Here is a 12,209-nt window from a genome sequence, read left to right as displayed (position 1 = left end):
GTGGCTCGTCCATAGCGGTAGTATGCCGGATTCTACTGATTCTCGCAACTCAGGAGTGACCCACCCTGAACGGATACCCGAAGCCAACGGCAGCCCAACTTCCCATGCACGCGCTGGCTGAGCTTGTCGAAGCCAGTGCGCCGCATTTCGGGGCGCGCCACGACGCGCCCCCGCCATTCCATTCTCTGCGGTTTCGATTCGTCTACCGCAAAGGACGCGGAGGGACGCAGAGGGGGCGGGGCGGGTTGGGACGCAGAGGGGGCGCGTCACGACGCGCCCCTACATTCCATCCTCTGCGCACCTCGGCCTCCTCTGCGGTTGAATACTGGGCTACGGGGCGGTTGAATAAATAATGGGCGATAGGCCGGATGTAATGCTATACTTACACCATTAAGCAGTTCATAAAACACATACTGCAACAGCAACAGATACTCCAAGTCGGAGCCAAGGACGCCCCATGGAACCTCTCACTACATCGCTCCTTGACGCCATTGCTGCGGCTTCTTCGGCGTTGCTTGGCGGGTTGGCCGAAGCGGCGGCTGGTGACGCATGGGCGGCTGCGAAGGCCAAGTTGGCGCGCTGGGCGCGGCTTGATCAGCAGCAGCCCGAATATGCCGCGTTTGGGCGGGCCTTGAATGAGGCAATTGCCGAACTACGTCGAAGCAGTACCAATAGCGAACACACCGAGCGCGTCTTGCAACTCCTTACCCGCGATAGCCCTGAAGGTCGGGACTTCCTCAGGCTTGTCTCCGAGGAGTTCCTATTTAATGCCGAGCCTGATCTTGGCCGCATGCTTGATGAGTATCGCCACAACCTGCGCTTCGTTGCCTTCCTGCGCCATGAGGAACCTCCACCCTGGACAGAGGTGCAGCCGGTGTTGCTCGCGCTCTTCCGCGATCATCTGCCAGCGCAAATGGCTAAGCATACCAAGTTGCGTCAGATCGTACTCGACCGCGCTGACTTGCAGGCTCTCGCGCAGGCCCAATCTATCGCCCAGAGTAGTGCTCAGAGTGCCGCAACTCTGAGCCGAATCGAGGCGTTGCTGCACGATCTGAAAGACTTGCCACGTATCCATGCAACGCTCAACGCGGCTGAGGGTGCCAGTGTGAGCAATGCGCCGATCACGATTGTGCTGGGGAATCACTCTTCCTACACGGTTCCCGCACCTCCGCCCGACCTCGATGCGCTCTTTCGGAGTTACCGCGAATTTCTGTCTAAAACCTACGCTATGCTCGATTTTCGTGGCATCGCTCAGGTGCAGAATGTGGTGCGCCTGCACCTAGAGCAGATCTATGTGCCGCTGCGTGGAATCCTGGATATATCGGTATCGCCCAAATTGATAGTGCTTTCGGCGTGTCAATCGGCGATGGACAGTAAGTCAACCTTCAACCTCGTAAGTCATGGTTCTGTCTCTATGGATGTGATGACAGACAAGCCTGCAATCGTCCACTTTGCAGGTCATGGTCATGGTTCTGCCTTTGATGTGATGATGTTCGGTGAAAGAAATCAATTTGGCGATGTACACCCACACCTCCACACCCTCGTGCGCGACACGCCCTTCCTGGTGATTCTTGGTGATCCAGGGGCGGGTAAGAGTACCCTCGTCAAGGTAATCATGCTCGCTTTGGCTGAGGGCCGCGCTGCTACAACGCTGGGACTGAGTGGTGAGTGGCTGCCGATCTTCTTCCCGGTAGCGGCTTTTGCCGAGGCGCGTAGTGACCCCGGCCAGCGCGATCTGGCTCCGCTCGATTACCTGCGAATCTACTTTTGTGGGCGCAACCAACCCGACTATACGCCGCTCTTTGAGCGTGCCTTGCTGGCCGGACGGGCGCTGCTGCTCTTCGATGGTCTCGATGAGGTGCGTGAGGATCGGCTGGCAATTGTGCGCTGCTTGGAGGATCTCATCCGCGCTTGGGACGCCCCCGGTAATCGCTTTTTGGCCACCAGCCGGATCGCTGGCTATGATGATGCGCCGCTTGATGCGGGGCTGTTTAGCAAGGCAACCATTGCCCCCTTCGATGACGATCAGATTCGGATGTTTGCGAAACGCTGGAGCATCGCCTTTGAGCAGGCTGGCCTCCCGCCCGATGGCGGCCTGGATCACCTGCTCGAACAGCGTGCTGAGGAGCGGGCCAACGATCTGAGTACGGCAATCTTCGACAGCCCGCATATCACTGCTCTGGCCCGCAATCCGCTGCTGCTCACCATTCTAGCGCTCATCCACAATCAGGGAACACGCATGCCCGACCGGCGGGTTGATCTCTATCGGCTCTGTGTCGAGTCGCTGGCCAAGACCTGGAACCGTGCCCGCTCGCTCTCTGGGCGCGAGATTGATGTCTATCTGGGTGAAGAGAAACTCGATGATCGCTTTGTCGTCAACCTCCTTGGCCCGGCTGCGCTCTGGATTCATACCGAAAACCCCGGCGGGATTGTCGAGGAGCGCGATCTGGAACAGCGCTTAGCGGCCATTCTGCGCGAGACTGACGGCTTACCACCCCGTAAGGCCGATAGCCTAGCCGCCGACTTCTTGCGCCTCGTCAACCGCGAGACTGGCCTGCTCCAAGAGCGCGGCCATCGCCGCTATGGCTTTCTGCACCTGACCTTCGAGGAGTACTTGGCGGCGCGTGGATTAGTCGAATCGGATATCGTCAACCCTGACGCTGAGATACATCGCTATGCCTGCGACCCTGGCTGGCGCGAGGTGTTGCGCTTGGCGGTGGCCTCGGCCACCCAGCGCGAGGCATCACGCTTGCTGCTACACCTGCTGGAGGCACCCACCGATGCCCACACTCTAGGGCGGCCAGTCGTATTGGCGGCTGAATGCCTCCAAGATCTCGGCCGTAATGGAGCCACCCAACGTGCTTGGCGAGCGGTTATTGAGGCAATGCTTGCGCTGCTGCATGCAGGTCAAGCGCCCCGCCCCACTCGCCTCGATGTTGGCCACCTGCTCGGTCGCCTGGGCGACCCGCGCCTGCTCGATGCGCACTCCGGCGAGGCGCTGGGCTATGGTGACTATGCAGACGTGCCGAGCTACTGGTGTCCTATCGCAGCCGGTTCCTTCTGGTTCGGTGATGAACGGGTAAGAGGCAAAGATCGCAAGGTGCAGACCAACCTCCATGGCACACTCCAGCGCGACATCACCAAGCTCAAGCGGGTTGAACTGCCCTGCGGTTTTAAGATCGCCCGCTACCCGGTCACCAATGCCGAGTATGCCCGCTTTCTGGCCGCCAACGGCCCTGATGGCTACGATCCTACCCAACCCTGGTGGACGGAGGAAGGGCGGGAGTATCTCTTTCCTGACGGGAAACCACGGTATACAGAACCGCGATTCTGGCACGACCCAAACCTCAACAGCCCCTCCCAACCCGTCGTCGGCGTCTCCTGGTACGAAGCCGCCGCCTATTGCCGCTGGCTCACGGCGGAAGGCCATCAGGCTGGCTGGCTGCCCCAGGATCAGGCGATCCGCCTGCCCACCTCGTTAGAGTGGGAGCGTGCCGCCCGCCACACCGACCAGCGCCCCTTCCCCTGGGGCGATACTGTGCCGACGCCGGAGCATGCCAACTACCAAGATACAGGCATCGGTGCGCCAACGCCGGTGGGGTGCTTCCCTCTTGGTCGTGCTGTCTGTGGTGCCGAGGACCTGATCGGCAATGTCTTGGAGTGGCTGAGTACACCATATCAGCAAGACACTATGATACAGCCTAAAGAAGACTTTACACCGGACAAGTTTGTACTGCTCTCGTTCACATATTACGGTAGTAGCTTAGATCAATTGTGCTGCGGTTCTCGCTTCAGGTACAGCCCGATCTTCAGGAACAGCGGCGGCTGGTCCTTTCGGGTGTTTTGGTCCCTCCGCGCTCACTGAATAAGGCTTCTGGATGCTGAATTCTGGCTTCTGAATTCTGCATTGCTGAATCCTTACGGGTGTCAAGAGTTTCTGGTGGTTGGGGGTGGGGATGTTTGGCCCTCACCCCCCCAGCCCCCCTCTCCCGTTCGCTACGCGAACAGGCGAGGGGGGAGCCGGATGGGGTGCAAGCAATTGGGTTTGGTTGGATTCCCCCCTCGCCTGTGGCCGTAGGCCACGGGAGAGGGGGGGAGGGCCATTCATACCGGGTTGCCCCGCACAGATCGCTCCCGTTCGCTACGCGAACAGGCGAGGGGGGAGCCGGATGCGGTGTAAGCAATTGATTTGGGTTTGGTTTGGTTGGATCCCCCCCCTCGCCTGTGGCCGGAGGCCACGGGAGAGGGGGGCTAGGGGGGTGAGGGCCATTCATCCCGGGTTGCCCCGCACAGATCTAGGGAGGTCAGGCTGATGAGTCCCCAACACCGTTGGCGCACCACGGCTCCAAAGCAGATTCGCGCTCAGCAACTACGTCAGGAGCAGACCGAGGCCGAAACGTTGCTTTGGGCACATCTGCGCAATCGGGGGCTTGCTGGTTACAAGTTTCGTCGTCAACACCCCATCAGTGGCTATATTGTAGACTTCTGTTGTGTTGAACGGCAGGTGATCGTTGAGCTTGATGGCCCAGTTCACGACTCGGTAGCCCATAGTGCAGCCGATGTAGAGCGCGATGCGGTTCTTCATGCGGCTGGGTATCGGGTGATTCGCTTTAGAAATGAGCAGGTTTTTATGGATATACACACAGTCTTGACGAATCTCCAGGTGCTATTGGATTGCGATTAATACATGCGTTATGCCCCTCACCACCCCATCCCCACCTTCTCGTAGACATCTGCGAGCGCCAGCGAGCATGCAATCGAGCCGATGGTAATCTGCGCCTCAAGACCAATCGCTTCTTCAAGCAGCCACTGGCCATTCGCTTGGCGTGAATAGTGCTCAATATGGTAATAATCTTGGGCAATAAGGATATAATCCTGTAGTGTCTCGATAGTACGATAATGTTGCGCTTTCATTCCGCGATCATAGCGTTCGGTTGATGGTGAGAGGATCTCTATCAGCACTAATGGATTGGTGAGCGTGTCCAGTGCGTCATCGGTGTATTCCGGCTCACCACACATAATCACAAGATCAGGATAGGTATTGAGGCCGGTACGCATAACTCTGATCCGCATATCACTGGGGAAGATCTGGCACGGCTTCTGGCGCAGTTGCCCATGCAGCGCTGCAAGCGTATTGCCGGCAATAAGGTTGTGGATTCGTGACGCACCGCTCATTGCATAGATCTGACCATCAAGGTATTCATGCTTGCTGGTGCTTGTACGCTCAACTTCTAGGTATTCTTGTTCAGTGATATACCGTTGTGGTTGTGCAGTCATCGTCTACCGCCTTTTGCATACCGCCGAGCAGAAACGAGTAGGGTGTGCATGATAGCCGCTTGGCTCTGCTTGTGCAAATAGGTTTAGACATGGTTTCAGAAGGGGCGTATCAGCTTGGCTGTTGCGTTATGGCCCTCACCCCCCTAACCCCCCTCTCCCGTTCGCTGCGCGAACAGGCGAGGGGGGATATGCTCCGGGATACCTCCGCCATGTGCCCCCCTCTCCTGTGGGCGAAGCCCACGGGAGAGGGGTTGGGGGTGAGGGTCATCCGGCAGCGAACTGTCAAGTGGCTACGAACCATATCTCAGCGAACCACCATGGGCAGATAGATCGTATGGGTTGGCCCCAGTGTGGGCACGAAGGCATATTCAATCCGCGCCGGTGGTTGGAGAATAACCCCGTTGGCCTCATCGGGGTTTGCCGCTTGGAGTACACCACCCCAGCGATACGCGCCTACCTCCCAGAACGAATAGTTGTTCATCAGCGGTGCGCGTCTCCGCATCAGGACGCCCACGTATTGCGCCGAGCGCGTACCGATGGGGTAGATGTAGCGCCCCGAATCTGCAATGTTGTAACAGTACATCTGGGCCATGGTGTCGCCATCCGACCACCAGGCGATGCAGTGTTCGGCGGCATACGCAGCTTCCCAGGTAATGCGAACTTCGGTGATCTCTTGGCGGTTGCCAATCCGCGTCCACCACCATTCTTGGCCCAACGTGCTACTCATGCGTGATGACCAGCGGCTATTGGCGTTGCCATCATTGCCGTTGCTCGCTACCCAATCACGATCAACCGTGTAGGAATAGGCGGGGCTCTTCAGGGCAAGATTGACGTTCCAGAAGAGTTGTGCCGTTGCACCGCCTAGCCGTTCATAATATTCAACCACCACCTCGTGGTTGCCTGCCGTAAGACCGCGTGTGGCGCGGTGCTGGGTTACGGGTTGATCTGCCCATGCATCAATAATGCGTACCCCATCAACACTGACCCGAATCCCGTCATCGGCGGTGGACACGAAGGTATAGGTACTGCCTGCGAAGGTGTGTGTGCCGCGCCAACGCACCGAGAAGTTGTCGTTATTCAGCCCGCGCCCTGGCCCCCCTGCGCCCCAGTCGGTATTGATGCTGCTCTCGCAACTGATGAAAGTCGGGCTTCCACTCAGGTTGGCATTGTTGAAATACTCGGCGCGGTAGGTGCCCACCGGGCAGGTGATATTCGCGCCACCAAAATACTCAGTGATCGCATCGCTAATCGCCTGAGTGACGATGCTGCGGAAGGTGGCATTCTGGAGGGCTTGGTTGTCCGATTGGGTATCCATGAAGGCCAGTTCGATCAGTACCGCCGGGCCATTCACGGCGCGAATCTCGCCATAGCCACCATTCGAGCCTTTGACGCCTCGGTTACACCAGTTAGCATTCCACTGCGCCCGCACCCGCTCGATGATCTTGTTCTGGATGCGTGTCGCCAGATCGCGACTCTGGTTGGCGTAGGCGTTGGAGGTGTCGTACCAAGTTTCGGTGCCACAACCGCCCCCGCCATTATTGTGGATACTGATCGTCGCGGCTGCGCCCACCCAGTTGGCGAAGTAGGGGCGCGCCATGATGTCGTTGTTCATGCCACTCGTACTCCCGGCATAGACCGAAGCCGGGGCACCGATATGCTTGGTGTAGGCCGCAGCACCCACCTCCCAGAGCGGTTTGCCGCTACTCGGATGAGTCCCCGCAGCTTTGTTGAGTTCACGGGTGGCGCGCACCTCGGCGCCCACATTCACCAGCCGATCCCGCAACTGTATGCCCAATTCGAGGTTGATAAAATCCTCAACAATGCCCCACCAGTAGCCGCGTTGCAGTCGCCACGTACTGCCATCGTAATACCAGCCATGGCCGGGGTTGATCACAATGCGCTGGCCATTGATCAACGCCAGGTTAGCTCCATCACCCGCTGGCAGCGGCTCTTCGGTGGGGCTGAGTGGCTCCCCAGCGATCAAGAAGCGATAATCCAGACTGCGCTCTTCGCCCAATTGGGCCTTCTCAAAGACGCGATTGACCGCGATGTTGATTGGCTCCATCACTTCATAAAAGCGGCCCGCATCGGCGAGGCTGCGTGCAGCACTGCTCAGATCAATCGTCAAGGTCGTCCCATCAAAATCGAGCGCAAGCAGACCAACCTCACCACCCAATTCACTCAGCACCTCAGTCACCGCTACCTGCAACTGACGCTCCAGATCCTCCAAGGGGCCACTCTGCGCGTGGCTCTGCTGCGGGCTGATCAGCGTCAGCATCCCGGCTAATAGGCTCAACAAGAGCAACGCATGAATCTGCTGGCGCATGGTCTACTCCTTACGGTTGTGGGCAATCTATCGCCTCCTATGATAAGAGACGCAAGACCATTACTCATTCGGCAACCTAGCTACATAAACACGTAACTATTCACACTTCTCCTAGCATCTCGATATTGACGCAAAGGCGCAAAGGCGCAAAGCCTGCAATAGAAGGCTCAATCACAATCTTTGCGTCCTTGCGCCTTTGCGTCAACATGGGGTTTCTTTTACCCCAAGTGTGAACAGTTACATAAACACAATATCTTGCGTCGCACCTCCTCCATCGGGTATAGTAGAAGCACAATCCCCCTGCTCGGTACAGCATGTAAGCACTGGGAGTCTCCTATATGTCCAAGCCGACTGGTGCCCCTTGGCCCGATCCCGAATGGATTGAGCGCATCAAAGCCCATGATGGAGATGCGTGGAGCGCAGTACAAACCGCCTGTAATATCAAATGCCGAAGATTCTTTCGAGAATGGTCAGCAGAGCAGCAATATGATCTGGCAATGCAGGCGGCAGATCACATTATCTCTCGTATTCTTAATGGATATGAGGTACGTTCGATGTACGGTTTTATTTCGGTTACTGCGAATAACTTCTACAAGAGTTCTCTTCGTCGAGATGATCCGCATCAACATACTGTCTTATTGGATCATATTACCACGCATACTACTCAGTTTCATCTTGATCAGCCGAACTCACCTGCCTATAGGCAACTAGTAACTGTATTACACACGTGTCTTGATCAATTGAAATCAGAGGATGATCGCCAACTCATTGAGTTATGGTTGAAGAACTATACCTACACAGAGATTGGCAATGCGTTTGATCCACCTAAGACGAGTACTGCTATCGGCGTACAACTCCATCGCATTATGAAGAAGAAACTCTTTTCATGTCTTGAGCAGCAGGGCTACACCGAAGAGCAGGTGAGACGTATTATTGCTGGTGTAGAAGGAGCAGAAAAATGATCAATCAACCCGATCTTCGCTTGATCCAGGCGATTATGGCCGCGACGCACATCAAGGAGCACGAGCTAGATCGTGAGGCTGCCGAGGCGGCGTTGGCCGAGTATGTGGAGCGTGAGTTGGCTGGTGAGGCGGTGCTTGAGACGCTGCCACTTGTAGCCTTCTATATTGCCACTGATGCCGATATGGCCCACCAGTATGCCGAGCTACGTGCCGATCTGATCGCCTTTGCACAAGAAGAACTGCCCGAAATTGCCTTTGATATGGCCGCCGCCCAGGCGCGTGTGGCACGCCTGATCGAGATTGCCCCAGATGATATTGTGCGTCCTCTGCCCACCACCCCACCCCAAGAGAGCGAGCAGGACTACTTGCGGCGGCTCTTCCCGATCTGGCAGCGCAGCCTGCCGGTGTATGGCGGGGTCTTTATGTCGGGGACGGCCCATCCTGTGCTTCAACCGGTGGATGTACCCGATCAAGCTACTCCAACTCAAATTGATGTTGTTTTTGGCCAACAAGAGACGGGTGCCGTTATTAATGGCCGCCTCAAACCCCGGCGTTCCGATCTCGTGGGGGTTCCAGTCCGTCTCTACCGCATCGAGATGCAGCCTCAACCGACACCGATCTGTGTCGCGGAAGTTCCGCTTGATCGTTTTGGGCGTTTTGCGTTTGATCATCTGCCAAGTGACCGCTATGTCATTGCGCTCTTTATTGAGCAGCAGTTGATTGGTGTGGTGTGGGTTGATCTCTAGTTATTTGGAGCTACGTCATGGATATTGATCACCTGATCAATCTTATTCATCATCCCGATCTCTCTGTTGATGAGGTGGCACATGAGATTGATCAACATCTCCCACCAGAAGTAATAACATCTGATTTATTACTGAAAGTACGTGGTAGTTTATATGTAGAAACTGATCAGTCCAAGATTCTGCGTGGTATGTTGCTTGGTGCGCGCTTATGTCCCCAGGGTACTGCCTCGGCCCTTGATATCTATGGCATGTGGGCGAATCGGCTTAATGTTGCCTACATTGATCCCAACCTCTTACGGGTAGCTGCTTGGGCCTACCACTGGGCGGGGGATATTGTTGGATGCGCACGTGCCAAGGTGAATCTGGCCGAAACCCTCTATACTCGTGATTATTTTGAACGGGCGCTCCAGCTTGCGGATGAGTCATTGAGGGTTTTTCAGATGCACGCTCATCAAGCTGGTATGGATAAGGCCCGTTTGATCAAAGCGAATACCTGGGTTGAATTGCAAGATATGGCCCAGGCTGAACCAATCTATGTGCAACTACGTGAAGAGTGGCGTGCGGAAAAGGGAGATACTGAGCGCCTGATCCGCTATATCGAACTACTTGATGTCTATGCTTATGCCTTAGAGAATCTGAGCGATCAGTTTGATGTAGCATGCGAACTCTACAATGAAGTTGAACAATTGATAGATCATACGGACGCCTATGCCGCATGTGCCTTCCGTCTCTACTTAAATCGATCAGTGTTGGAGATGCGTCTAGGTCGCCATGCCCACGCCCGTGCCCTGCAAGAACAAGCTTCTCTTTGGTTGGTTCGTGGTTTAAACGTGAATAAACTATCTCTATCTGATGCCTATGATTTATATCAATACCAATTTATTTTATCATTACTATTAGATAACTATTCGTATGCAGAAATTGTTATTGAAAAGCTTATTAATCTTAGCGATCAGGGCAATATCTCACCTAAACAACAAGCTGAACTGCACCGTCTCCATGCTCTTTTGCTTGATGATTTTGATCAAGCTTTACCATTGATGCAAAAGGCGCGAAAAGAATTCGAGCGCTTAGGTGCAAATCTGTTGGTTTTGACGTGTACGACCGAGTTAGCTGAACGTGCATATATTGCTGGACGTTATGAAATTGCGCGAACATGTTTGGCCGAGGCCGAAGCTCTGTTAGCGGGTGTTGATCTCCCGCGTCGTCAGTTGGAACTGCGCCGTATTCGTGTCCAATATGACCCGCTCGTTCCGCTTGCAGAGCGAGTTGCTATCTCCGAGGCGCTGCTTCAGGCTGGGGATTATCTGGGGGCAACGGCAGTCTGGAGCCAGATCGGTAGGTACCATGAAGGGGCAAAGGATACCCATGCAGCCTACCAAGCCTATCAAGCGGCGCTTGATGCGGCGGCTCATGCGCGTGGTATGGTGCGGATGAGCCTCCACACACTACGTCTGGGTCATGCGTATCGCTATGCTGCTGAACGGGCCTTTATGTTGGCTCCAAGTGCTGAGGCGTCATGGGTGGTGAGTGAGCGTTTGCGCGCCCAGACATTGCTTGATGAGATGAGTAATGCGGGTATCTGGCGTCTGTTGGATCGTGACGATCTGGCTGAAATACGCGAAGCGTATGAGCAACTTCGTTATAGCCAAGCCCGTTTGGCCTTGAGCGAGAGTCGTGTGCGCCGCCCTACCATTGCGAGTGAGGATGCCAAGGATCAACCCCGCTTGAATGCGGAACGCCACCATGCCGAAGCGCACTACTTTGCGACCCTGAACCGTCTGGCAACCACCAAAATGACTCAGATTGGTTGGATGACGGGCCAACCCGCCACAACCGACGCAATATGTGCTGCGCTCCCTGCGAGGACACTTCTTGTGGCTCTCACGCTTGTGGGTGGCATCAATGATGGGACGTTGTGGGCGACCCTGCTGCATGATCAGGGGGTTTTGGCGCGGCTTCAATTGGCTGATCAGACTGAATGGAAGGCATTTATTAAAGCCTGGCCATCTGATTTCCAAATAACTGATGTTCTGACGCTTAGTACTGAAGCTCAACAGGATGTATTAATCGAACTCTATACGATGTTTATTGAGAAGTTGGAAGACTATCTGAGTGATGCCAATGCCCTGATCTTTGCGCTTGATGATGCCCTGCCACTCTACCCCCTGCACGCAGCCTATGATGACACTCGCTACTTAATCGAGCGCATGCCAGTGAGCTATATTCCGAGTGGTACTGTCCTCACCTTGCTACAGGCACGCCAGGCGCAACGCCCGCCACGTACCAAGCGCATCTTCCTTGGCTATGATGCGGCGGGTGAGGCCAACTATGCCCCCCTACCGAATCTTTCCAGCGAGTTGGCTCATCTGGCCACGCTGGTGGATGCAACGGCCCAGCCCGGCCCGCTCACCCCGGATGCCCTCCTGTCCCACCTTGCCGATGCGCAGATGCTGCACCTCAGTTGCCACGGGGAGTTCCCACCCAATACCAGCCCCCGGTTTGCCCAGTTGATCATTGGCCCGCAACGCATCTATGCCGATGACCTCTACCGTGCCGATCTGGCGCTTGAGTTGCTCTTCCTTGATGCCTGCCACAGTGGCCGCGTGGGGCCGGGTCTGCAAGGCTTTGTGGGTGCGGCTCTCGTCGCTGGGGCTAGTAGTGTGATTGCGGCGATGTGGGAGGTGGAGTACAACGTCGCTCGCTCCCTGGTGCGTACCTTCTACCAACACTGGCAGACCGGGATGCCATGTGCGGCGGCGTTGCGTCAGGCGCAGCTTGCCCTGATTGCGCAACCGCCTAGTCTCTGGGCGCATTTCTTTTTGACCGGATTATGATCGCGAAATGATCGCAAATAGAGTGTAAATGCACGAATAGGGTGTGAATGCGCGAATACTC

At 55.9% G+C, this 12,209-nt stretch carries 7 protein-coding genes; 5 read left to right on the top strand and 2 right to left on the bottom strand.

The features are described from left to right. Positions 1–457 precede the first annotated feature (457 nt). Both EKD03_RS14285 and EKD03_RS14280 read left to right on the top strand, forming a co-directional pair. Positions 458–3,865: an SUMF1/EgtB/PvdO family nonheme iron enzyme gene (locus EKD03_RS14285; protein WP_129632171.1), complete on the top strand. Its 3,408-nt coding sequence runs from the start codon at positions 458–460 to the stop codon at positions 3,863–3,865. A 447-nt stretch (positions 3,866–4,312) separates the two neighbouring features. After that, on the top strand, positions 4,313–4,684 hold the full coding sequence (locus EKD03_RS14280; RefSeq protein ID WP_129632168.1) for an endonuclease domain-containing protein: 372 nt from the start codon (positions 4,313–4,315) through the stop codon (positions 4,682–4,684). Between the two features lie 17 nt (positions 4,685–4,701). On the opposite strand, the gene EKD03_RS14275 is transcribed toward EKD03_RS14280, so the two are convergent. Together EKD03_RS14275 and EKD03_RS14270 are read right to left on the bottom strand one after the other, a co-directional pair. Beyond that, positions 4,702–5,277, bottom strand: a complete 576-nt coding sequence (locus tag EKD03_RS14275) for a Uma2 family endonuclease (RefSeq protein ID WP_129632165.1) — start codon at positions 5,275–5,277, stop codon at positions 4,702–4,704. A gap of 304 nt (positions 5,278–5,581) precedes the next feature. Beyond that, a complete protein-coding gene (locus tag EKD03_RS14270) occupies positions 5,582–7,603 on the bottom strand; it encodes an N-acetylmuramoyl-L-alanine amidase (RefSeq protein ID WP_129632162.1) in 2,022 nt (673 codons plus the stop codon). Between the two features lie 338 nt (positions 7,604–7,941). On the opposite strand from EKD03_RS14270, the gene EKD03_RS14265 reads away from it, so the two are divergent. From EKD03_RS14265 to EKD03_RS14255, 3 genes are read left to right on the top strand one after another with little or no spacing between them, the layout of a single operon-like run. Further along, positions 7,942–8,565 carry a hypothetical protein gene (locus EKD03_RS14265; protein ID WP_129632159.1) on the top strand — a complete coding sequence of 208 codons (624 nt, stop codon included), beginning with the start codon at positions 7,942–7,944 and terminating at the stop codon, positions 8,563–8,565. Continuing rightward, complete coding sequence (locus EKD03_RS14260; RefSeq protein ID WP_129632156.1) at positions 8,562–9,311, top strand: hypothetical protein; 750 nt, start codon at positions 8,562–8,564, stop codon at positions 9,309–9,311. The genes EKD03_RS14265 and EKD03_RS14260 overlap by 4 nt, the downstream gene beginning before the upstream one ends. Before the next feature lie 17 nt (positions 9,312–9,328). Continuing rightward, the gene (locus tag EKD03_RS14255; protein WP_129632153.1) at positions 9,329–12,148 is read left to right on the top strand and encodes a CHAT domain-containing protein; all 2,820 of its coding nucleotides are present in this window, start codon (positions 9,329–9,331) and stop codon (positions 12,146–12,148) included. Positions 12,149–12,209: the final 61 nt, after the last annotated feature.

The organism is Candidatus Oscillochloris fontis (assembly GCF_004138135.1).
Classification (GTDB): domain Bacteria; phylum Chloroflexota; class Chloroflexia; order Chloroflexales; family Chloroflexaceae; genus Oscillochloris; species Oscillochloris fontis.
This window is presented reverse-complemented; position numbering and strand designations above follow the sequence as displayed.

What these genes read in the sequence shown, in the direction of transcription:
- EKD03_RS14255 (WP_129632153.1), top strand. Translation starts at nt 9,329, where the DNA reads ATGGATATTGATCACCTGATCAATCTTATTCATCATCCCGATCTCTCT.
- EKD03_RS14285 (WP_129632171.1), top strand. Translation starts at nt 458, where the DNA reads ATGGAACCTCTCACTACATCGCTCCTTGACGCCATTGCTGCGGCTTCT.
- EKD03_RS14265 (WP_129632159.1), top strand. Translation starts at nt 7,942, where the DNA reads ATGTCCAAGCCGACTGGTGCCCCTTGGCCCGATCCCGAATGGATTGAG.
- EKD03_RS14260 (WP_129632156.1), top strand. Translation starts at nt 8,562, where the DNA reads ATGATCAATCAACCCGATCTTCGCTTGATCCAGGCGATTATGGCCGCG.
- EKD03_RS14275 (WP_129632165.1), bottom strand. Translation starts at nt 5,277, where the DNA reads ATGACTGCACAACCACAACGGTATATCACTGAACAAGAATACCTAGAA.
- EKD03_RS14270 (WP_129632162.1), bottom strand. Translation starts at nt 7,603, where the DNA reads ATGCGCCAGCAGATTCATGCGTTGCTCTTGTTGAGCCTATTAGCCGGG.
- EKD03_RS14280 (WP_129632168.1), top strand. Translation starts at nt 4,313, where the DNA reads ATGAGTCCCCAACACCGTTGGCGCACCACGGCTCCAAAGCAGATTCGC.